Annotated in this window: 21 protein-coding genes; 11 read left to right on the top strand and 10 right to left on the bottom strand. The window is 57.5% G+C overall.

All coding sequences use genetic code 11. The features are described 5' to 3' along the window. Positions 1-85 precede the first annotated feature (85 nt). The 5 genes from CR159_RS15050 to CR159_RS15030 all read left to right on the top strand — a co-directional run bounded on the left by CR159_RS15050 (position 86) and on the right by CR159_RS15030 (position 3,996). Positions 86-709, top strand: coding sequence for an undecaprenyl diphosphate synthase family protein (locus CR159_RS15050; RefSeq protein ID WP_102074780.1), 624 nt, complete (start codon positions 86-88; stop codon positions 707-709). A gap of 169 nt (positions 710-878) precedes the next feature. After that, positions 879-1,088, top strand: a complete 210-nt coding sequence (locus tag CR159_RS15045; protein ID WP_102074823.1) for a cold-shock protein — start codon at positions 879-881, stop codon at positions 1,086-1,088. 105 nt (positions 1,089-1,193) lie between these two features. Beyond that, positions 1,194-2,210, top strand: coding sequence for a glycosyltransferase family 4 protein (locus CR159_RS15040; RefSeq protein WP_233208337.1), 1,017 nt, complete (start codon positions 1,194-1,196; stop codon positions 2,208-2,210). 58 nt (positions 2,211-2,268) lie between these two features. Further along, on the top strand, positions 2,269-2,778 hold the full coding sequence (locus tag CR159_RS15035) for a ferritin-like domain-containing protein (protein ID WP_102074778.1): 510 nt from the start codon (positions 2,269-2,271) through the stop codon (positions 2,776-2,778). A gap of 45 nt (positions 2,779-2,823) precedes the next feature. Continuing rightward, a complete protein-coding gene (locus tag CR159_RS15030; protein WP_233208336.1) occupies positions 2,824-3,996 on the top strand; it encodes a glycoside hydrolase family 1 protein in 1,173 nt (390 codons plus the stop codon). Here CR159_RS15030 and CR159_RS15025 read toward each other — a convergent pair. Next, complete coding sequence (locus CR159_RS15025; RefSeq protein WP_233208335.1) at positions 3,978-4,784, bottom strand: OBAP family protein; 807 nt, start codon at positions 4,782-4,784, stop codon at positions 3,978-3,980. The genes CR159_RS15030 and CR159_RS15025 overlap by 19 nt on opposite strands. Positions 4,785-4,991: 207 nt before the next feature. Here CR159_RS15025 and CR159_RS15020 point away from each other — a divergent pair, with 207 nt between their 5' ends. From CR159_RS15020 to CR159_RS15010, 3 genes are read left to right on the top strand one after another with little or no spacing between them, the layout of a single operon-like run. Then, positions 4,992-6,116, top strand: coding sequence for a glycosyltransferase family 1 protein (locus CR159_RS15020; protein WP_102074777.1), 1,125 nt, complete (start codon positions 4,992-4,994; stop codon positions 6,114-6,116). A 3-nt stretch (positions 6,117-6,119) separates the two neighbouring features. Then, positions 6,120-7,307: a UDP-galactopyranose mutase gene (gene glf / locus CR159_RS15015; RefSeq protein WP_102074776.1), complete on the top strand. Its 1,188-nt coding sequence runs from the start codon at positions 6,120-6,122 to the stop codon at positions 7,305-7,307. 28 nt (positions 7,308-7,335) lie between these two features. After that, positions 7,336-9,162, top strand: a complete 1,827-nt coding sequence (locus CR159_RS15010; protein WP_102074775.1) for an ABC transporter ATP-binding protein — start codon at positions 7,336-7,338, stop codon at positions 9,160-9,162. Here CR159_RS15010 and CR159_RS15005 read toward each other — a convergent pair. The 4 genes from CR159_RS15005 to CR159_RS14990 form a co-directional block, all read right to left on the bottom strand. Continuing rightward, on the bottom strand, positions 9,159-10,337 hold the full coding sequence (locus tag CR159_RS15005; RefSeq protein WP_102074774.1) for a zinc-dependent alcohol dehydrogenase: 1,179 nt from the start codon (positions 10,335-10,337) through the stop codon (positions 9,159-9,161). The genes CR159_RS15010 and CR159_RS15005 overlap by 4 nt on opposite strands. A 179-nt stretch (positions 10,338-10,516) precedes the next feature. Then, positions 10,517-12,022: a tripartite tricarboxylate transporter permease gene (locus CR159_RS15000; protein WP_102074773.1), complete on the bottom strand. Its 1,506-nt coding sequence runs from the start codon at positions 12,020-12,022 to the stop codon at positions 10,517-10,519. Between the two features lie 14 nt (positions 12,023-12,036). Beyond that, entirely contained in the window at positions 12,037-12,498 is a 462-nt protein-coding gene (locus CR159_RS14995; RefSeq protein ID WP_102074772.1) for a tripartite tricarboxylate transporter TctB family protein, read from the bottom strand. Positions 12,499-12,790: 292 nt separating this feature from the next. Continuing rightward, entirely contained in the window at positions 12,791-13,009 is a 219-nt protein-coding gene (locus CR159_RS14990) for a hypothetical protein (protein WP_102074771.1), read from the bottom strand. A gap of 145 nt (positions 13,010-13,154) precedes the next feature. Between CR159_RS14990 and CR159_RS14985 the strand changes: the two genes are divergently transcribed. Further along, positions 13,155-13,466 carry a hypothetical protein gene (locus CR159_RS14985; protein ID WP_102074770.1) on the top strand — a complete coding sequence of 104 codons (312 nt, stop codon included), beginning with the start codon at positions 13,155-13,157 and terminating at the stop codon, positions 13,464-13,466. A gap of 5 nt (positions 13,467-13,471) precedes the next feature. Here the strand turns inward: CR159_RS14985 and CR159_RS14980 are convergent, their stop codons facing one another. Then, entirely contained in the window at positions 13,472-14,827 is a 1,356-nt protein-coding gene (locus CR159_RS14980; protein WP_102074769.1) for an erythromycin esterase family protein, read from the bottom strand. 258 nt (positions 14,828-15,085) lie between these two features. Here CR159_RS14980 and arfB point away from each other — a divergent pair, with 258 nt between their 5' ends. Continuing rightward, positions 15,086-15,505, top strand: a complete 420-nt coding sequence (arfB, locus tag CR159_RS14975; protein WP_102074768.1) for an alternative ribosome rescue aminoacyl-tRNA hydrolase ArfB — start codon at positions 15,086-15,088, stop codon at positions 15,503-15,505. A gap of 8 nt (positions 15,506-15,513) precedes the next feature. Next, complete coding sequence (locus CR159_RS14970) at positions 15,514-16,134, top strand: DUF1415 domain-containing protein (protein WP_102074767.1); 621 nt, start codon at positions 15,514-15,516, stop codon at positions 16,132-16,134. Here CR159_RS14970 and CR159_RS14965 read toward each other — a convergent pair. The 4 genes from CR159_RS14965 to CR159_RS14950 all read right to left on the bottom strand — a co-directional run bounded on the left by CR159_RS14965 (position 16,089) and on the right by CR159_RS14950 (position 20,101). Then, positions 16,089-17,252 (bottom strand): cytochrome P450, encoded by a 1,164-nt coding sequence (locus CR159_RS14965; RefSeq protein ID WP_233208334.1) that lies wholly within the window; start codon positions 17,250-17,252, stop codon positions 16,089-16,091. The two genes, CR159_RS14970 and CR159_RS14965, sit on opposite strands and share 46 nt — an antisense overlap. A 137-nt stretch (positions 17,253-17,389) precedes the next feature. After that, a complete protein-coding gene (locus CR159_RS14960; protein ID WP_102074766.1) occupies positions 17,390-17,974 on the bottom strand; it encodes a BPSL1445 family SYLF domain-containing lipoprotein in 585 nt (194 codons plus the stop codon). A gap of 144 nt (positions 17,975-18,118) precedes the next feature. Beyond that, positions 18,119-19,045, bottom strand: a complete 927-nt coding sequence (locus CR159_RS14955) for a hypothetical protein (RefSeq protein WP_102074765.1) — start codon at positions 19,043-19,045, stop codon at positions 18,119-18,121. A 123-nt stretch (positions 19,046-19,168) separates the two neighbouring features. Next, a complete protein-coding gene (locus CR159_RS14950; RefSeq protein WP_102074764.1) occupies positions 19,169-20,101 on the bottom strand; it encodes a 2-hydroxyacid dehydrogenase in 933 nt (310 codons plus the stop codon). Positions 20,102-20,158: the final 57 nt, after the last annotated feature.

Genomic DNA, 20,158 nt, shown 5'->3' with positions numbered 1-20,158 from the left:
TTGCTCCGGGCTGATAAGGACGGCCTACACGTCTTCCAAGCACTGCGGGTAGTTTCACGGCTCCGCCACCATAGCGACCAAAGAAATGAGTATCACCACAAATGGGAGAGTCCCTCGGCACATAGGTTTCATCCCGGATGGCAACCGGCGCTGGGCGCTCGCGCGCGGGCTCGGAAAGCAAGAGGGCTATGCGTTTGGCGTCGAACCAGGATTCGCGCTCATCGATATCTGTCAAAAAATCGGAATAGAAGAAATTTCGATCTACGGATTCACTCAAGACAACACCCGGCGCCCGGCGACTCAACGGGAAAGTTTCAGCAAAGCCTGTATTGATTTCGCGCTGGCCGTCGCGCAAACAGACGTCGCGTTGCTGGTGGTGGGCGACGATGAGTCCCGGATGTTTCCTGCAGAGCTAAAGCGCTATGCTCGGCGCCAGGGCAAAGGTATAAAGGTCAACCTGCTTGTCAATTACGGCTGGGAGTGGGACTTGAACGGTTTGAAGACTGGGGAGCTCCGCTCCCATGACGTTTCACGCCTTGATCTCATTGTGCGTTGGGGAGGCGGTCGTCGCCTTAGCGGTTTTTTACCGGTACAGTCGGTATACGCCGATATCTTTGTGATCGATGCCTACTGGCCCGACTTCGAACCCTCTCATATAAACGAGGCCCTTAAGTGGTTCCGTCAACAGGATCGCACGCTTGGCGGTTGAGCCGGGTTCCGTGGCTCCCTTTGCGTCATGCATGTGCCTACTCGATTTCTCCTTGAAGGTCTATCCGACCGACGATGAATAGCGCTCTCCGCCGCGTTCGACGAACATATTCGACTGGAAACTGGCATTTTTGATGGGGCATGTTCCCTTTTACTTCAAGGACGTAAAGATGCAAACACAAACGGGCACGGTCAAATGGTTCAACAACGAGAAGGGGTTTGGCTTCATCACACCTGAAAGCGGCGGCAAAGATCTGTTTGTCCATCACTCCGATATTCTCGGTTCAGGCTATAAGTCACTCGAAGAAAATCAACGGGTTTCCTATGAGGCGGCGGAAGGTCCCAAAGGTCCCCAGGCCAAGTCCATCCAGGTAATCTGATTCCCGAACAAGGCCCAGGCAGCAGCCCGGGCCTTGTTGCAATTATTCGGTATGGAACTTGCTCGGCACTTCCCCATGGAAGGAATAAACCGACCGGAGGCAAGTGTGGACCAGACCGTTACAGAATCACCTCGCAAGCTGCGCATACTGACCTGGCATGTTCACGGAAATTACCTGTATGCGTTAACGCAGGTCCCCCACGAATTCGTCATTCCGGTACAGCCCGATGGACGCGCAGGCTATGCACCGCTGGGCAGCAAAATCCCCTGGCCGGACAATGTCGCTCAGATTCGCCCCGAAGATATCGCGCGGCAGCATTTCGACTGCGTCATCTACCAGTCAAAATCCGCCTACGAGGAGGACGCCCTGTGTCTGCTTACACCAGCGCAGCGAGCACTCCCATCCATCTACATCGAACACGACCCACCCCGCCCATTTCCTGTCGATACTGAACACTGGTTTCGTCACGACCGTGGGCTATTGGTCCATGTCACTCACTACAACGAGCTGAACTGGGATGCCGGCGGCATGCCGACCAGGGTGGTTGAGCACGGCATCCCCACGAATCGCTCGATCCAGTATTCCGGGCAAAAACCGGCGGGAATTACCGTCATCAACGGTCTCCGTAAACGAGGCAGGCGTATGGGTGCAGACCTGTTCGAATGGTCTCGCCAACAAGTACCGCTGGACCTGATCGGGATGCAAAGCGAAGAAATGGGCGGCTTGGGGGAAGTATCGAATCTTGATGTGGCAACGACCATGGCGCAATATCGGTTTTTCTTCACGCCTATCCGATACACAAGCCTGGGCCTGGCGCTGGTGGAAGCCATGTTGCTTGGCATGCCGGTCGTTGGAGTGGCGGCAACGGAATTGCCCACCGTTATTGTCAATGGGAAAAATGGCTACGTACATAACGACAAAAGGCTTCTTGTCGATGTAATGCGCCAACTCATTGACGAACCCGAGTTGGCAAGAAGATGGGGTGAGGCCGGACGACGGACAGCGGTTCAGCGTTTCGGGATCGAGCGGTTTATCGAGGACTGGCTAGTCGTTATCGCCGAGGTTGCCGGGCAAGAATTGTCAGCAGGGCAATCGTGGCGGCAGCGGCATGTCGCTTGCTGAATATCGACGGTACACACCGTTGGATGTATCGCAAAACCCTTACCTCCGGAGGAATCAAATGAACGACGTACAAGCGAACCTATTGGACTGGCTTAGAGACGCCCATGCCATGGAAAAGCAGGCTGAAACCATGCTGACAAAAACGGCCGAGCGGCTGGAAAACTACCCGCAGCTGCGTGCAAAACTTCAGGCTCATTGTGAGGAAACACGGCAGCAGGCGATCATGATACGGGAATGCCTGGATCGCCTCGGCGACGATAGCTCCACGATGAAAGACATGGCTGCCAAGGCCATGGCGACAGCCCAAGGACTGAGCGGGATGTTCGTGTCAGACGAAGTGGTCAAGGCAACCATGGCCAGCTATACCTTCGAGCATATGGAGATCGCATCCTACAAGTCGCTGATCGTCGCGGCCGAACTGGCCGGCGACACCGAAACCAAGCGTGTCTGCGAAATTATTCTGCCGCAGGAAGAAGCGATGGCACAATGGTTAAGCGACCACCTTGCCGAGATTACCCGACAGTTCCTGGCCCGTGACGCCGCTCCGGACACGACTGCGAAACACTGATCGATAATCGTACCCGCTTGCGCCGGCGGCACAGGACGGAGCCCTATGCAAGAACAAATCGACGGCATGGCGCAATTATTCAGCAGCTATTTTATAGGCGGATTTGAATGCTCCACGCATCGGCGAGCTGACGGTCGCCGCCTGGACTTGCTGCGCGGCACCCGCCATGACAGATTCGCCGAAAACGACTACCAGTCCATGGCTCGGCACAAGATCACCACGGTACGCGACGGCCTGCGATGGCATCTGGTCGAACAATCCGCAGGTCTGTATGACTGGTCCAGCTTTCTTCCGCAATTGCGGGCGGCGAAGGTCGCCGGCGTGCAGCCGATCTGGGATGTCTGCCACTATGGGTGGCCTGACGATATCAATATTTGGTCGTCTGCTTTTGTTGACCGGTTCGCCCGGTTTGCCGGCGCCTTGGCTGCGGTCGTGCGTGACGAATGCCGCGAAGTGCCGTATTACTGCCCGGTCAATGAGATTTCATTTTGGGCCTGGGCGGGCGGCGACACTGGCCAGATCGGTCCGTTTGCGCGTCGGCGCGGCATGGAGTTGAAGCGACAATTGGTCAGGGCAACCATCGCGGCAATCGAAGCGATACGGGCAGTGGATTCGCGCGCCCGGTTCGTCAGCGTGGACCCGGCCATACACATATTGCCCAAAGGACCTCGCCAGCGCGTTCATGCCGAAAACGCCCGCCTGGCACAGTACCAGGCCTTCGATATGGTCGCCGGCCACCTGATGCCAGAACTCGGCGGCAAGCCCGACTATCTGGATATTTTGGGTATCAACTATTACCCCCACAATCAGTGGTTTCTCAATGGTGCCGGCATCAAGCGCGGCGAACCCTTGTACCGCCCCTTACAGGATATTCTGGGAGAGAACTGGCAACGATACGGCCGACCATTATTCATTGCTGAAACCGGAGCAGAAGCCGAGCACCGGGTACCGTGGCTGCGCTATGTATGCGATGAAGTGAACGCCGCAAGGGAGAGCGGTGTGCCAGTAGGTGGCATTTGCCTGTATCCCGTCACGGACTACCCCGGCTGGTCAAATAACCGTCATTGCCCCACCGGCTTGCTGGGCTATGCCGACGAGCGTGGCCAGCGGCCCATTTACGAGCCGCTGGCGACAGAATTGCTCATTCAGACGGCCCGCTTTGAAGAATCACGGGCTTTTGCCAAAATCCAAACGGCGAGTCAAGGACTCGTACCGTGATCCTGGTCGGTCACACCGGGAATAGCCGACGTAGGATGCGAGAATGCATCTTTTAACGCATCCACGCCCGATTGCGGCTTTGCCAGTTCGACCAGATCGCGACGCTTGTCGCGGGTTTCATCCGTGCGCACGCCCAGACGTTGGTCACGTTGCTCGATCAATGCCTGGATCGCTTCCCCATCGCGGTTGAACGACCATGCGAGCATGGGCTCTCCCAGAGGTAGTTTATCGGCGGTCATGCCGAACGCAGCACTTTGCCAGAAGTGCCAGGTCTTGCCATAGCTGTTCATCTTGTCCTTCATCAGCTGTTTCTCGGCGACGTCCGGTATGCCCGGCGCGATCAGCTGGCCAGACAATATTTCTCCATTATGGGGATGCCAGTACTTCTTCTCGTCGTCGGGCAATTCATCGAACAGACTTTGCGAAATGATGTACTCGACACCGTTCAAGTTGGAGCCGGCCTCGTTGCCATCGAAAAGTACACACTGCGCGAAGTCCTGATTCACCTGGTTGCAGAAGTGATGAGCCTCCATCTGATGTTCCGGATCGTCCTTCATGGGATGGAAACCCACCAGGTAAACGTCCATCGAGTCCAGTGGCTGGTTTCCCTGTAGCACCTTGGCGCCCGCTTCAAGCAATTTGGTCTTCGCGGTCTCATCGGATCCCGGCGGAACCGCCTTATCGACCGTTTGTGCCACGGCTGTCGTAAAAATTGCAAAGCCAATCAAGGTGGTAACAGCCATGATGCGTACGCCTTGTAGGCTTATCGGCAAAGTGTTGCGGTTCATTGAATACGCCTCCTTTCAGCTATCGGGTACGCCACCGGGACGGTGTCCGAGACCGATCCTATAACAGTGCTGTGATCTTGCGCGCCAGCAATTTATACGCCGCATGGCGCGCTTATCGGCACGCCAGTTGCTATCTGCAGGCCGATGCTGCTCCCAAGCTCATGGGTTGTTGTTCTCCTCCTTCGCAGCGCTAATAAGGCTCTTGACATGTTCCCCTCCGCTATCTCTCCGGCGTACGCTGGCGATCAGCCGACGCTCATATGCTTCTCCCATCTACGTTGGGATTTCGTCTACCAACGTCCCCAACACCTGATGTCCCGCTACGCAAAAGAGTTCAACGTGCAGTACGTTGAAGAGCCTATCTATACGGATGAGGCGGATTCATGGCTTGAGGTTCGCCACGTAGCAGAAGGTATCCAGGTGCTCGTCCCACAGTTGGGCATTGACGCAAAAGCACACCCCGAGCAGGAGCAGCGCCGGCTGTTGGATCAGCATCTCGGCCTGGGAACCGGCAGTAACATCATCCTGTGGTATTACACGCCGATGAGCCTTACGTTCTCGGAGCACTTGCATGCACGCCTCGTTGTCTATGACTGCATGGACGAACTATCAGCCTTTCGCGGAGCCCCTCCCCGTCTGGTCGAACTCGAGCGGCGCCTGATGGAGCGCGCCGATATCGTATTTACGGGCGGCCACAGCTTGTATGAAGCCAAGCGTCTGTTGCACGGCAATGCCCACGCCTTTCCGAGCAGTGTCGATGTCGCGCACTTCGCCCGGGCGCGCGGACAACTTCCCGACCCCATCGATCAGGCCGACATACCCCGACTTCGCCTGGGTTTTTACGGTGTCCTGGACGAACGGCTGGATATTGTCCTTATCGATGAGTTGGCAGCACTACGGCCGGACTGGCATTTGGTCCTAGTAGGGCCGGTAGTAAAAATCGACTCCGACAGCTTGCCTCGGGGGCCGAATATTCATTACCTTGGGGCTAAAACCTACGACGAGCTGCCTCACTATCTGGCAGGATGGGATGTCGCGTTGATGCCGTTTGCGCTGAATGAAGCTACCCGATTCATCAGCCCGACAAAAACTCCGGAATACTTGGCCGGTGGCCGAGCGGTAGTATCAACGCTAATCAGCGATGTGGTGCGCAGCTATGGCGGCAGTTCGATGGTAAGTATTGCACGAACTGCGCACGACTTTACCGACGCCATCCAGCAAGCCCTGCAGAAAGCCGGCGACCGCACAAACCTTCTGCACGAAGCCGACTTGATCCTTGACGGGATGTCGTGGGATCGCACATGGCATCAGATGCGACGCCTCATGGAGTAAAGCGTGTCGACATCGCAGACCCGATATGGTACGCCTGGAACCAAATCCGCCGAGTACGATTATCTTATAGTGGGCGCAGGCTTCGCCGGCAGCGTTCTCGCAGAGCGGCTTGCGCGCGGGCTGGGCAAACGAGTACTGATCATTGACCGACGCCCGCATATTGGGGGCAACGCCTACGACTTCCATAACGACGACGGCTTGCTGGTCCACAAATACGGGCCGCACATTTTTCATACGAACTCGGAAAAAGTGTTCCAGTATCTTTCCCATTTCACCAGCTGGCGGCCCTATGAGCATCGCGTCCTGGCGCAGGTGGATGGAATGCTGGTACCGATGCCGATCAACCTGACGACGCTGCGGATGTTGTACGGAGGCGAGTTCAGCGAGGATGAGGCAGTCCGGTTTCTGGCGGCACGCGCCGAGCAGCTTCCCGAGATTCATACCTCGGAGGACGTTGTGGTCAGCACGGTCGGCCGCGAACTATACGAAAAATTTTTCCGTGGCTATACACGCAAGCAATGGGGATTGGATCCTTCGGAACTGGACAAGTCGGTGACTGCTCGCGTGCCTGCCAGAACGTCGATCGATGACCGCTACTTCACCGACAGCATCCAGTGCATGCCGTTGCACGGTTACACGCGCATGTTCGACAGCATGCTCGATCACCCTAACATTACAGTGGCGACCGGCACGGCGTTCAAGGACATTCCCGCTTCGGTAAAGTACGATCACTTGATCTACTGCGGACCCATCGACGAATTTTTTGATTACCGCTATGGAAAGCTGCCCTACCGCTCGCTTGATTTCCGCCACGTGACACTGGACCAGTCCCAATTCCAACCCGCCGCAGTCGTGAACTATCCGGGCGAAGATGTCCCGCATACTCGTATAACCGAATATAAATATCTCACCGGACAACAACATCGGAAAACCAGCATTACCTATGAGATCCCCAGTTCGGAAGGCGACCCCTACTATCCGGTACCTCGCCCAGAGAACTTCGAGCGTTTCCGCAAGTACCAGGAGCTGGGCGATGCATCGTCGAGCGTAACGTTCGTGGGTAGGCTTGCAACCTACCGCTACTACAACATGGACCAGGTCGTGGCCCAGGCGCTCACGGTCTATGCTCGAATCGCCGAGCGGGAAACAAAGCAACAGCGTCCATACAAGTCCATCGTCGCCGCAGCCTGAGCGGATAACAGAACAGGAGGTGCCGACCATGACGCCGCTGTCCGGGGCGCACAGCCCTTTGGCGTTCCTGCTTGTCTATGTAAAAGCCAGGCCCTGGCATTTTGGGGCGCTAGCAGGCCTTGTCATTGGTGCAGGGTCATGTGCTGTCGCGGTGCAATACGGGATGAAACTGATCGTGGACGCCATGGCCGCCACAGAAAGGGCAACGGCCGACGTGTGGTCGCCGCTGCTGATGTTCGTCGCGCTTATTGCCGTCGAGAATGTGCTTTGGAGGCTATCCGGCTGGCTAGGCTGCCGTACGGTGGTCGCCACCGGCGTCGACATCCGGACCGACTTGTTCGATCACCTGATCGGCCACCCGATGCACTATTTCAGCAAGCAGCTGTCCGGTTCGCTGGGAAGTCGTATCACCGCCACGGCGGGATCTTCCGGTGCCATATTCAGCACCTTCATCTGGAACGTCATGCCGCCCTGTGTGGATTTCATTGGCGCGGTCGTCGTACTGACCATCATCGACTACCGGATGGCGATCGCGTTGGTCGGATTCGTCGCCGTGGTCGCCACGATTATTGTCGTTTTCGGCATACGGGGGCGTTCCCTTCACCAGGCATACGGTCGGCAGGCAGCACAAGTGGGCGGCGAACTGGTGGACACTGTGTCCAACGTATGGGCCATCAAGGCCTTCTCCGCGCGTTGGCGGGAGCGGGCACGATTGAATGCCGCCTTTGGCGAAGAGGCGTATGCTCAGCGCAGAAGCTGGATGTATCTTGAAAAGGCCAGGGTCATCCATGACGTGTGCCTGTGGCTGATGGCAGGATCCATGCTGACCTGGGCGCTACAAGCCTGGCAGCACGGAAGCCTTTCGGCCGGCGATGTCGTACTGATCAGCGCCCTCACATTCCGCATTCTGCATGGCTCGCGCGACCTGGCACTGGCGCTGGTTGGAACAGCCCAGGAATTCGGCGTGATTACCGAGATGCTGCGCATCATCGGTCAGAAGCACGATCTGCATGATCGCGCCGATGCTGTGCCCTTGGCGCCGCGACACGGCCGCATCGAATTTCGCGACGTCTCGTACACATACCCGGACGCAAGCCAAGTGTTCGACCACTTCACGCTCACTATCCCGGCGGGCCAGCGCCTGGGCATAGCGGGTCCTTCGGGTGGCGGCAAGTCTACGCTTATTGGATTGATACAGCGGCTGGATGATGTACAGCAAGGCTGCGTTTTTATCGACGGCCGCCCGGTCGGGGAGTTCGCCCAGGACCATTTGCGTGCAGGTATTGCCGTCGTACCGCAGGAAATTAGCCTGTTTCGACGCTCCATCATGGAGAACATCCGATACGGGCGGCCCGGCGCGACAGACGAACAGGTATATGCCGCGGCGCGCAATGCGCATTGCGACGGATTCGTGCGCAATCTGGAGCACGGCTACGAAACCATCGTGGGCGAACGCGGTGCGACACTCTCGGGTGGACAGCGCCAGCGCCTGGGCATTGCACGAGCCTTTCTGAAAGACGCAGCGATACTGATTCTTGACGAAGCCACTGCCTCGCTGGACAGCCGGTCCGAACGCGATGTCCAGCAGGCTCTCCGGAGCCTCATGGAAGCCAGGACGGTCATCGCTGTGGCACACCGCTTGTCCACGCTGGATGGTTTCGACCGCATCATCATGTTAAGCGCCGGCACGATTGTCGAAGATGGCAGTCCCGCGGAACTACGCGGGCGAGATGGACTTTACAGCGCACTCTGGCGCATCCAGGCCGGCCATGAGGCCGTCCGGCCGCCCCGCATGCCGCTGCGCGGCGCCAACGGCCTGGTCGGGAACTCAGGAGTGGCCAGCCGCAAGCTCTAGCCCAAAGCGGGTTTGAGGACCACCTTTATGCAGCCATCTTTCTTGTCGCGGAACGTCTTGTACATTTCCGGCCCCTCCTCCAGGCCCACGCTATGCGTGATGACAAAGGAGGGGTCTATCTGGCCTTGCACTATCCGGTTCAGCAAGTCGTCGGTCCAGCGATTGACGTGAGTCTGTCCCATGCGCCAGGTCAGTCCCTTGTTCATGGAGGCGCCGAACGGTATTTTGTCGATCAGGCCGCCGTAGACGCCCGGTATTGAAAGCGTGCCGCCCGGCCTGCACACATAAATCATTTCCCGCAGTACATGAGGCCGATCGGATTCAAGCATGACGGCTTGCTTGACGCGGTCATAAACGGCGTCTACCGAACGCGTGGCATGCGACTCCATGCCGACGGCGTCAATGCACTTTTCAGGCCCCTTCCCTCCCGTCAGTTCTTTCAAGCGGTCCAGGACGCTTTCCTCGTCGAAGTTGATCGGAATCGCGCCCCCCGCCTTGGCCATCGCAAGTCTCTCCGGAACGCGGTCTATGGCGATCACCTGTTTGGCTCCCAGCAATACCGCACTGCGTATGGTCATTTGCCCCACGGGTCCGGCGCCCCATATGGCTACCGTATCGGTAGGCTCAATATCGCATTGCACAGCGGCCTGCCAGCCCGTGGGAAGAATATCTCCAAGAAACAGCACCTGTTCATCGGTCAGCCCATCCGGAACTTTTACGTGCGTCGTATCAGCGAACGGCACCCGCACATACTCGGCCTGGCCGCCGGGATAGCCGCCTGTCAGATGGGTATAGCCGAACAGGCCGGCGGTAGAGTGGCCAAAGACTTTCGCCGCGGCATCCTGGTTTCGATTGCTCCGCTCGCACACCGAATAGTTGCCGCGCCTGCATTGCTCGCACTCGCCGCAAAAGATGGTGAACGGTATGACCACCCGGTCGCCCACCGCCAGCGCACGATTGTCTTTACCGACTTCAACGACCTCGCCCATGAATTCATGGCCCATGATGTCGCCCGATTTCATGCCCGGCATGAAACCATCGAACAAATGGAGATCCGATCCCCAGATGGCACACGCCGACACCTTGATCACCGCGTCGCGAGGGTGCTCAATAATGGGATCCGGGACAGTATCGCATTGGATATCGTGTTTGCCATGCCATCTGAGTGCTCTCATCATTCTCTCCGTAACATTATTCCGTGTCGTGACAACGAGCAATCGATATGCCTGCCCCCCGGAGGCGGGCGCTTTTTTAATTGAGTCGGGCCAGCGATAAAAAAGCCCCAAAGACCGGAATGGACTTCCAGGCTTTGGGGCGGGCTTACCGCTAGCGTGGCGGGTTCACCGGCTACATATCAGTCCTCTTCAACGAAGGCTTCGGCGCGCTTCTTCCTGATGGAAGGAAGGGCCACCAGCACCACGAGGATTGCTGCGGCAATCAGCAAGGACATCGACAGGGGCCGGGTCACGAACGTGGTGTAGTCACCCCGGGCCAACAGCAAGGCCCGCCGGAAGTTCTCTTCCATCATGGGTCCGAGCACCAGGCCCAGCAGCAAAGGTGCGCCTTCGCATTTGAGCTTGCTCCAGATATATCCGATCAGGCCGAAGGCCGCCGTCATCCAGATGTCAAAGACGTTGTAGTTCAGCGAATACACACCGATCGTGCAGAACACCAGGATGGCCGGGAACAGGATGCGGTAAGGCACGTTCAGCAGCTTGACCCACAAGCCCACCAGCGGCAGGTTGAGAACCACCAGCATCAGGTTGCCGAGCCACATCGACACGATCAGGCCCCAGAACAAGTCGGGGTGGCTGGTCATGACCTGGGGGCCAGGCTGGATGTTGTGGATCGTCATGGCGCCAATCATCAGGGCCGTGACCGCATTACCTGGAATACCCAGGGTCAGCAACGGAATGAAAGACGCTTGCGAACCGGCGTTGTTGGCGGATTCCGGGCCGGCAAGACCAGCGGGGTGTCCCTTGCCGAAGCGCTCAGGGTTTTTCGACAGCTTTTTCTCCAAGGTGTAGGAGGCAAAGGACGAAAGCACCGCGCCGCCGCCGGGCAGGATGCCCAGCGAGCACCCGACGGCCGTACCGCGTACGACGGCGGGCCAGGATTCCTTGAACTCCTGCTTGTTGGGATACAGGCTACCGACTTTACCGGTCAGGTCTACCCGCTGGTCTTTAAGTTCCAGGTTGTTCATGATCTCGGAGAAACCGAACACACCCATGGCGACCACGGCAAAGTCGATGCCATCCTGCAGTTCAGGAATGCCGAAGTCGTAACGGGCAACGCCCGAGTTCACGTCGGTGCCGACCATGCCCAGCAACAGGCCCAGCAATATCATGCAGATGGCCTTGGGCAGCGAACCGGATGCCAGCACGACCGCACCGATCAGACCCAATACCATCAGCGAAAAGTATTCCGCAGGGCCAAACTTGAATGCGACTTCGGCCAAGGGCGGCGCGAAAGCGGCGATAACCAGGGTGGCCACGCAACCGGCAAAGAAGGAGCCCAGTGCGGCAATGGCCAGGGCCGCGCCGGCACGCCCATTGCGCGCCATCTGGTGGCCATCCAGCACGGTTACCACCGCGGCCGTTTCTCCCGGCAGCGCCACCAAAATTGCGGTGGTCGATCCGCCATAGGCGGCGCCGTAATAAATACCGGCCAGCATGATCAAGCCGGCCACGGGGGGTAGCACGTACGTAATGGGCAGCAGCATCGCGATGGTAGGCACAGGGCCGATACCCGGCAACACGCCGATCAATGTGCCCAACAGGCAGCCCAGGAGGCAATACGCCAGGTTCTCGAACGAGAGCGCGACGGAAAAGCCCAACGATAAATGTTCAATGAGTTCCATTTTTCAAATCCCCTTTAATTGCCTAGAAAACTAGGCCACAAGGGGAAGATCAAACCTAGACCCTTGATAAACGCCCCCCAGACGAACAGGACTATGCAAAGTCCGTTGATCGCCGCGACTTTCCAATTGAATACGTGGCTGGCGTAGCTGCTGAGGAACACCAGCAGGAAAACCGAGATATAGACACCAAGGAAGTCCAGTACGCTGCCACACAGCGCAACCGATCCAATGACCACGAAGGTAATTTTCCAGTCGAATTTCTCGACTTCATTCTCTTCCGCCTTTTTGGACATGGAGCCGAGCATGACGGCTGCGCCTAATACGGCGAGGCAGACACCTAGCCAAAAGGGAAAATAGCCGGGGCCCATGCGGGCAGCCGTACCCATGGAGTAGCTGGTTGCTCCTACTGCAAATCCCACGCCTAACGCGATGAACATGATTCCGGACCAGAAGTCCTGTTTGTTTTGAAGCCGCATAGGGATGAAATCTCCTCCTCAATTTTAGGTAACGGGTGTCCGCGACATAACCACGCGCACAATAAAGACAATGCTCGTGGCCTGATCAACAAGCAAGAGCATCGTGAGACCAGAATGGTAATAGTCTCGAGCGCGACAAAAAACCCTGGTTTCCCCTTGGTTCCCCAGGGTTTTCCCCCTAAATCTATATTTTTTTTTACAAAATTGATGCTATTTCCGACGACAGCCATTAATCGGTGAAAGCAAATTGAAAGCTATCTGATAGCTTGATGAAAGGGGATTTATATAGCGGCTAGGCCACCCGCTCATCCGGCGGTATTTCCCGCGGTGGAAGCTCTATTCCGCGATCCGGTTCGCCAGGAGGTATGTCATTCGGATCCCCAGGCGGAGGCACATCGTCGGGTCCTGGCGGCTCTATTTCCGGAGGACGCTCCGGCGGCATTGAAGGCGGCATGTCGGGCGGTTCAGCGGGTACATGGGCATTTATTCCTTCACTAGGATCAAAGCGCATCGTTGGACTCCTCTGTTAAATGCGAACACGGGGTGGACGAGACATGCAAGCAACCCGTATGCCGCGGCACCATCTTGTCAGGCAGGCATTGATTTTGCTGGCTGTTAATACCCTATCGTTAATGTTGCTTCAATGAGGATCTCAAATGTCCGAACTCCCCGAAACTCCTGCCAATTCGTCCGTACCGACCACAGATCGGCAAAAAAAAGAGGTTTCGAATGTAGCCGATCACCGTCCCGGTCAAGAATCCGCCACCTCGTCTTCACAGAAAGACCAGGACGCTAAAGAGAAGGACCGAAGGACGCTGGGCAACCACCCCGTCGATCCCAATGCGTGGCCGAATAAAGGCAATTTTCCACCGGGAATTACTCCGGAAGAGGCGGCCGATCCGGGTAATGCGATCCCCGGGACGGCACCCGTGGACAATCGCTCAGGAGAACAGGAAAAGAAGAAGTAATCGGGCTACTTCCCGCTGGGATAGGTTTCGGGCATGTCCGCCGCGTTCGAAGCCGGCATATGGAGCGCATCGAGTGCTCTCGTAGTGTGCACGAACAGGAAGGCATCGTACCGCTGCGGGACTCGGGACGGAACATAGTTTCCCCGGCGCTCGGCCCGCGGGTCGTAGACCACCCCTATCGCCCTGTGGTGTATCGGGTCATCCAATCCGGCAATCCCGCCATCCGGGCCGCCGTCAAACAGCAACATCATGTTCGCGCTCCGTCGCCTGGCGTCTGCAGTGCTCGTTTGCCCCGCACGATGAAGCAACTCTTTCAGGCTGTGCGCCCGGGCGTCGGGCATCCGCATTTTCTGCATAGGCGCACCCCATTCCGACGCGGCGAGAACCGTGCCGCTGTAGGTGCCAAACCCGACCAGGAAAACCTCTGCGTCCTGCGCGTGTTTTTCCCGTAGCAACTGACCGACATTCACCATGCCGGCGCCTGCCATATCCGTATAGCGTGCATCGCCTATATGGGTATTGTGTTCCCACACGATCGCCTTCGACTTTTCGCCATGATGGCTCATCAGCCGCTCCAACGTCTCGACCATGTGGCGATCCCTCACGTTCCATGACATTGCACCGCCACGAACCATCGCCCGATAATATTCTTCAGCTCCCCGCGCAATCAATGCGTTCTGTTCGGCGTTGTAATAGGCCTCCCGCCCGTCCCTCCCGTATTCCGGCTCCCTGTCCTGCAAGGCGCGCAATACCGCCACCGCTTCCTCTTCACAAGAGGTCGGTACGAGCACCGTCGCACGGGCATAAGCTTGTGCGTCTTCTCCATAGGGTTCGAAACAGAGATAGGCGGCCTTTGCCGAGCCGGCGAGCGCAGGATCCACCGTTTCCAGATACTCAACCACCGCCGTCATTGAATCCCACAAGGAATACACATCGAGCCCATAGAACCCCACGCGGTCGTCGGCGGGCAGCGCCTCGTTATGTGCGCGTAACCACTCCGCCAGTGCAGCCACCTCGCGATTTGCCCACATCCACGTGGGCCATCTGTCGAATGTGCGCAGGACTTGTTCGGCACTATCTCCCGACTCTGCCAAGCCTTTCACATATCGGTTCAGCCGATAGCAATCGGGCCAGTCGCCTTCGACGGCAATAAAAGAACACTGTTTCTCCAGTATCAGTCGCTTGGTGATCTCGGCCCGCCATGTATAGAACTCATGCGTTCCATGCGAGGCTTCGCCTAAAAGCAGGTAGCGCGCGTCACCGACGGCATGGATCAGCGGGTCGAGGTCGTCAGGTGTATCCAGCGGCAAGGCCGCTCCACGCACACGGCTTGCCAGTTCTTCAACGCTGTTGAAATGCATGTTGAATCTCCTGTCATCACTGCATCACCACCGATGCAGCGGCCCACAAGACCATCAATTCAGCAATCGGCATGCCTTTTGCAGATCAAGTCGCGACATGAAAGAAGGCACGCCATGAACAAGCGCCCTGTCGCCAAAGTGGACTATCATATCGAGCCCCATTCCCGAACTCGAAAGCGCCCGGGAACCGGCGCTTGAACACGACAGCTCAACCAACGCCCTGATCGGCGTTATCGCGAATACCGCTGACAAACGCTTATGCTGCATGTACAAGACAATATATTCATTGACGAACGCGATATCGAGTTCACGATGATTCGTGCCCAGGGCTCCGGTGGGCAGAACGTAAATAAGGTGTCCAGCGCCGTGCACCTGCGTTTCGATATCGACCGCTCTTCCCTGCCCGATGAAAGCAAGGCGATGTTGCATGCGCTGTCCGACCGACGCTTGTCCAAAGAAGGGGTCATCATTATCAAGGCGCAGTCTTTTCGGAGCCAGGAAAAGAACCGCGCCGATGCCATCGAACGCCTGTTGTCCCTGATACGTGGCGCACTGCAACAACAGGCAGCACGCAAACCTACCCGTCCAACCCGTGCATCCCAACGCCGACGTGTCCAGCGCAAGACCTTGCATGGCGAAGTCAAGCGCATGCGCGCCAAAGTCGACGATTTTCACTGACATAAGCCATGCCCAGCTCAGCAGACGACAAGACTATTCTAGACGCCACCAGGCACTGGCTTCTACGCGCCGTTATCGGCCTGAATCTCTGTCCATTCGCGAAAAGCGTTTATGCCAAGAACCAGATTCGTTACGTGGTGAGCCGTGCCCGCGAAGATACCGACATACTGGACCTCCTTGTAACAGAACTTCGGTATCTTGACGCCGCCGATCCGGCACAACTTGATACCACCTTGCTCGTCGTCCCTGATGCCTTCAGGGATTTCGACGACTACAACAGTTTCCTGCCGCGTGCCGATCGCGCCCTGAAACGGACGCGCCTGACCGGCGTGCTGCAAATCGCCAGCTTCCATCCTCAGTATTGCTTCGCCGACAGCGCACCCGACGACATCGAGAACTACACCAACCGCGCCCCTTATCCCATTCTGCATCTGCTGCGGGAATCCAGCATCGCCAACGGCATATCGGCGTTTCCCGATGCGGCCGTCATCTATGAGCGCAACCAGGAAACGCTACGGCAACTTGGCTTGAATGGCTGGGAAACATGGATGAGCCAAGCCGTCGATGATCAGGATTTCCGGCCTCAGGCTATGCACAAGGGCAGCACTGAAAAGCCTCCGCCCGGATAAACCGCCAGCTGGGCCGGCTTTCCCGGCACCAGGCTGAGGTGGTCCGTATGAAGCAGCAATTGCTCGGTAATATGGTGCAGTTCCAGCCGCGCGAGCGGCGCGCCGGGACACACATGTATTCCCCTGCCGTACAGTAAATTCTCGTCGGGGTCCCGGTCCAGCCTGAATTCATCAGGGTCGCCGAAGACTGCCTCATCGCGGTTCGCGGATGCCCAGATCAGCGAAAGCCGGTCTCCCTTGTCCAATTGACGGCCCCCTACATTCACCGGTTTGGTGGCAATTCGGCGATTGGCGATCAGCGGCGCCTGCATGCGCAGTATTTCGTCAATGGCAGCCGGCAACAGCGAAGGCTGTTCCCGTAATTGCGCCTGGACGGAAGGATTCGATGCAAGATAGTAGGCAATGATGCCCACGCAGGATGCCATGGTGCTCAGTTCTCCGACCGTCCAATTGCGCAGGATGCTCACAATTTCATCGTCGGTAAGGGGCCTGCCATGCACCTTGTCGCTGAGAAGGCTGGTGGTGATGTCGGCGGGTGCGTCGACGCCGGCCCGTCGGCGGACATCCAGCATATCCCTGATGTAGCCGTCAAATTCGAAGGCAATGGCGGCCATCGCCGGCCTATCGCCGGCAAGCGTGGCTTGGCGGTTCTTCTGTATCCAGGCTCGCAGAGGTTCGTGCAAGTCTTGCGGCCATCCCAGATAGGCGCTTTGCATTTGAAGTGCGAATGTTTGTGCGAAATCGCCCATGAGTTCGACTTCTCCACGGGGCAGCGTGCTGGCAAGCGTGGAAGCGATGTCGCGACAAATCGGCGCATAGGTATCGATATAGGCCGGCGTGAAGTAGGCGTCGACAATACGGCGGTACTCGGTATGTGTCGGCGGGTCCATGCCGTTGGGGACCGACATATGCGCCGATACCTCGCTACTGAACGTCTCGTGATCATTCAGTATTGCCACCACATCGGCATGTCGGAACACAGACCACTGAAGAAATTCGCTATGCGCCACGGGACATGTGCGGCGCATTTGATCATAAACGGCAATTTGATCGTTCAGGACGGCGTCCGCCCTGGGATCCCAGTCGGCGACCGGGGACTGACTGATGACTTCTTTCACGTAGGACTACCTTGGCTTGTTGGCAACGACCTTGGCGCTGGACGTTTATACCAAACCAACTATAAGCCTTTTCTGCCCCGCGGCAGGCCGGATCTTGCGAAAAACCATGACGCAGGTCAATAACAGTCCAGAAAGGGCTAGTCCTGCAGCTTCGTAACTTTGGTGCCTTCCACGCTAAGGTTCGCCATCAAGCCAGCGTTCGTCAGTATGATCGCACTTACCGGCTCGGTGGCCGTGCGTAGATCCAGTTGTCCGTTGGCGCCAACTTTGATGATGGCGACGGAGGCATCGACGCCCGCCGTCCACCCTTTGCTCTGAATGAATTTATTAAGCGCTTCCTGCGCCATGAATAAAAAAATGATTGCCTTGGACTGCGCCCCGATCTGCAGGCCGAACGAACCGGTGACGGTACTGTAATAATCGACGGTCTTGCCATTTACCCGCAAGGCCCCTTCTCCGTATTCGCCGCCAACTACAAAGCCGCCAGCCAGTACGGACGGAAAAATCAAGACGCCATCCGCTTTATTGACCAATTCGTGAGAGCCTTGAACGACGCTGTAGAGGCGGTCCAGCGTTGCATTGACGCCGTCGTCAATCTCTTGCCGTCGAGCCGCGGCGTTTTTAGGTTGGCTCGACATCGGCGTTGTGGTGCAACCCGACATCAATAATGCAGCCCCGCCGAGCAGTAAGGCCCCTTGGGCCAGAAACTCTCTTTTATGCATTTCGCTCTCCTCAGAGTGGGCTGCAGCTTCCTTTGCGATAGCGCTACGTCAGCAGTGCAATCAGGATAATGATGGGGATAGGTATACCCAGGAAAAACAGAAGCAATGAACGCATATCAGACTCCTTGGTTTGAACGTGATTGATCAGCCGTCTATCGCATCGCGCCGCCGGCCACCCCAGACAGCAAATAAGCTGGCAAAGAATGCACCGCACAATAAAGCAACGAATGTCCACAGCGCTGTACCCGCTGCGGCCTTGCGCGCCGTATCGGCGGCTTCCCGAGCCGTTGTCTCGGCACTCTCGAGTGTTTGGACAGCATTGGCATATATCTCATCAACACGGGCCTCCGCCTCTTGTGCGCTCAGGTTCGTTCGTTGCGCCACGAGACGTGCGAGGTAGCTTTTGTCTTCTGGAGTCAACTCACCGCTACCTACGCTTTTAACAAGAATAGTCAGCGCCTCGTTGCGGCCCTGGTTACCAGTTGCATCGCCCGCAGGCGTGTCGGAACGGAAAAGACTGTCGACGAAATAGTCCAGCTGGCCACCCCCGGCGCCGCCTCCTTCTTGTCCGCCGGCCATCGCAGCGGACCCGCCGGTAGCTACGGCAGTCATGGTTCCGGATGCGACTGACCCGACGGCTTTGGCGCCGCCACTGACCAGTCCCCCGATGGCTGAGCCGAGGAAGGCAGCCGTCACCAAGGTGGCGACCGCCCAACTAAGCATGCCGTGCGCCGTATCACGAAAATACACTTCGTCGCGATCTGCATCAGCCCAACGTACGCGCAGCCGCCCCGAGAGATAGCCTCCCATCCCGGATGCGATGATTTGTGTGAGAGCCAGCCATATCGCTGTGGAAATGCCGATTGTGGTGGCACTGGCGCCTTCCGATGACCACGGCGATATGGAAGACAGGCCCAAGCCCATGCCCAACAGCACCAGGATCAGGGAAAGCGCGGCAGCCGCTGCCGCCCCGGCGAAGATTGCCGGCCACGAGGTGGCGGAAGCATGGGCAGGTACCGCGGGACCGCGGGCTACTTGGTAGGGCAAAGGTTCAGTGTGTTCTCGTTGCATGGTCGACTCCTCGATACCTCGGGCTTGGCTGGTTTCATGGCCCGCGCAAGAACCAGATGATGCGATCACTGCGTGCGGGCGAGCTCACCACAGCAAAACACGTGCCCGGATCCCGGATCGAGGTCAGTAGCCCCGATCCCGAACCACGACTCCCGTCAGGGGTTCGCCGCGCATATAGCGCCTGATATTGCCGGCGACCTGGGCGATCGTCTCTTCGCGCAGGCTTGCCGCTGCAGTATGAGGGGTGATGGTAATGCGAGGGTCTTGCCAGAACGGATGTCCTTGCGGCAAAGGTTCCTCGCGAAACACATCCAGGGTCGCACCGCTGATATGTCCGGCATCCAGCAAGGCCAGCAGGTCCGCCTCGACCAGATGTTCACCTCGGCCAACGTTGACAAGATAGGCTCCTGGACGCAGTTGCCGTAGTGTGTCGAGGCACAGGATGCCTGTCGTTTCAGCGGTGAGCGGCAGCGTATTGATCAATACGCGGGTCCGGGCAAGGAACGCAGGCAATTGGTCCGTTCCGGAAAAGCTCTCCACTCCCGCTATCTCTTTAGCGCTGCGCGACCATCCTGCGACCGGATAATCGAGTCCGGCCAACGTCTGCGCTACCCGGGTTCCCATGACACCCAAGCCCATCACGCCTACCGTCCATTTCTGCCTTTGGATATCGGGTAAAGGTTGCCAGACCTGCTGTTCCTGCTGTTTCTCGTACTGGTCAAACTGGCGCGAGGCGCGTACAAGTGCATACACCGCATACTCCGCCATCTGGGCGGACATTCCCGCATCTTCCAGCCGGACTACCGCGACATCGTCTCGCAAACCCGGCCGCTTGATGATGGCGTCTACCCCGGCGCCGAGATTGAACACCGCCTTAAGTGCCGGCTCACGCAAGAAAATATCGGCAGGAGGATTCCATACGATGGCAAGTTGCGCATCGATCGTCGGGCCGTTGTCGACCCATGGGTGAATTTCCGCATCCGGAATCAACGCTTTCAATGGATTTATCCAGGTATCGGGGTCCACATCATGGGCGGAGGCAAAAATAATCTTCACGCAAGCAACTCACTAAAGAAAAAAGATGATGAATTAATATATGATATATCAAACGTT

Origin of the sequence: Pollutimonas subterranea (assembly GCF_002849655.1) — a bacterium.
Classification (GTDB): domain Bacteria; phylum Pseudomonadota; class Gammaproteobacteria; order Burkholderiales; family Burkholderiaceae_B; genus Pollutimonas; species Pollutimonas subterranea.
This window is presented reverse-complemented; position numbering and strand designations above follow the sequence as displayed.

Excerpts from the sequence above, each read along its gene's own strand:
- arfB (WP_102074768.1), top strand. The coding sequence starts at position 15,086 with ATGCTGCATGTACAAGACAATATATTCATTGACGAACGCGATATCGAG.
- CR159_RS14980 (WP_102074769.1), bottom strand. The coding sequence starts at position 14,827 with ATGCATTTCAACAGCGTTGAAGAACTGGCAAGCCGTGTGCGTGGAGCG.
- CR159_RS14985 (WP_102074770.1), top strand. The coding sequence starts at position 13,155 with ATGTCCGAACTCCCCGAAACTCCTGCCAATTCGTCCGTACCGACCACA.
- CR159_RS14970 (WP_102074767.1), top strand. The coding sequence starts at position 15,514 with ATGCCCAGCTCAGCAGACGACAAGACTATTCTAGACGCCACCAGGCAC.
- CR159_RS15050 (WP_102074780.1), top strand. The coding sequence starts at position 86 with ATGAGTATCACCACAAATGGGAGAGTCCCTCGGCACATAGGTTTCATC.
- CR159_RS15000 (WP_102074773.1), bottom strand. The coding sequence starts at position 12,022 with ATGGAACTCATTGAACATTTATCGTTGGGCTTTTCCGTCGCGCTCTCG.
- CR159_RS14955 (WP_102074765.1), bottom strand. The coding sequence starts at position 19,045 with ATGCAACGAGAACACACTGAACCTTTGCCCTACCAAGTAGCCCGCGGT.
- CR159_RS15010 (WP_102074775.1), top strand. The coding sequence starts at position 7,336 with ATGACGCCGCTGTCCGGGGCGCACAGCCCTTTGGCGTTCCTGCTTGTC.
- CR159_RS15005 (WP_102074774.1), bottom strand. The coding sequence starts at position 10,337 with ATGAGAGCACTCAGATGGCATGGCAAACACGATATCCAATGCGATACT.
- CR159_RS15025 (WP_233208335.1), bottom strand. The coding sequence starts at position 4,784 with ATGAACCGCAACACTTTGCCGATAAGCCTACAAGGCGTACGCATCATG.
- CR159_RS15030 (WP_233208336.1), top strand. The coding sequence starts at position 2,824 with ATGCAAGAACAAATCGACGGCATGGCGCAATTATTCAGCAGCTATTTT.
- CR159_RS15020 (WP_102074777.1), top strand. The coding sequence starts at position 4,992 with ATGTTCCCCTCCGCTATCTCTCCGGCGTACGCTGGCGATCAGCCGACG.
- CR159_RS14960 (WP_102074766.1), bottom strand. The coding sequence starts at position 17,974 with ATGCATAAAAGAGAGTTTCTGGCCCAAGGGGCCTTACTGCTCGGCGGG.
- CR159_RS14990 (WP_102074771.1), bottom strand. The coding sequence starts at position 13,009 with ATGCGCTTTGATCCTAGTGAAGGAATAAATGCCCATGTACCCGCTGAA.
- CR159_RS14995 (WP_102074772.1), bottom strand. The coding sequence starts at position 12,498 with ATGCGGCTTCAAAACAAACAGGACTTCTGGTCCGGAATCATGTTCATC.
- CR159_RS15035 (WP_102074778.1), top strand. The coding sequence starts at position 2,269 with ATGAACGACGTACAAGCGAACCTATTGGACTGGCTTAGAGACGCCCAT.
- CR159_RS15045 (WP_102074823.1), top strand. The coding sequence starts at position 879 with ATGCAAACACAAACGGGCACGGTCAAATGGTTCAACAACGAGAAGGGG.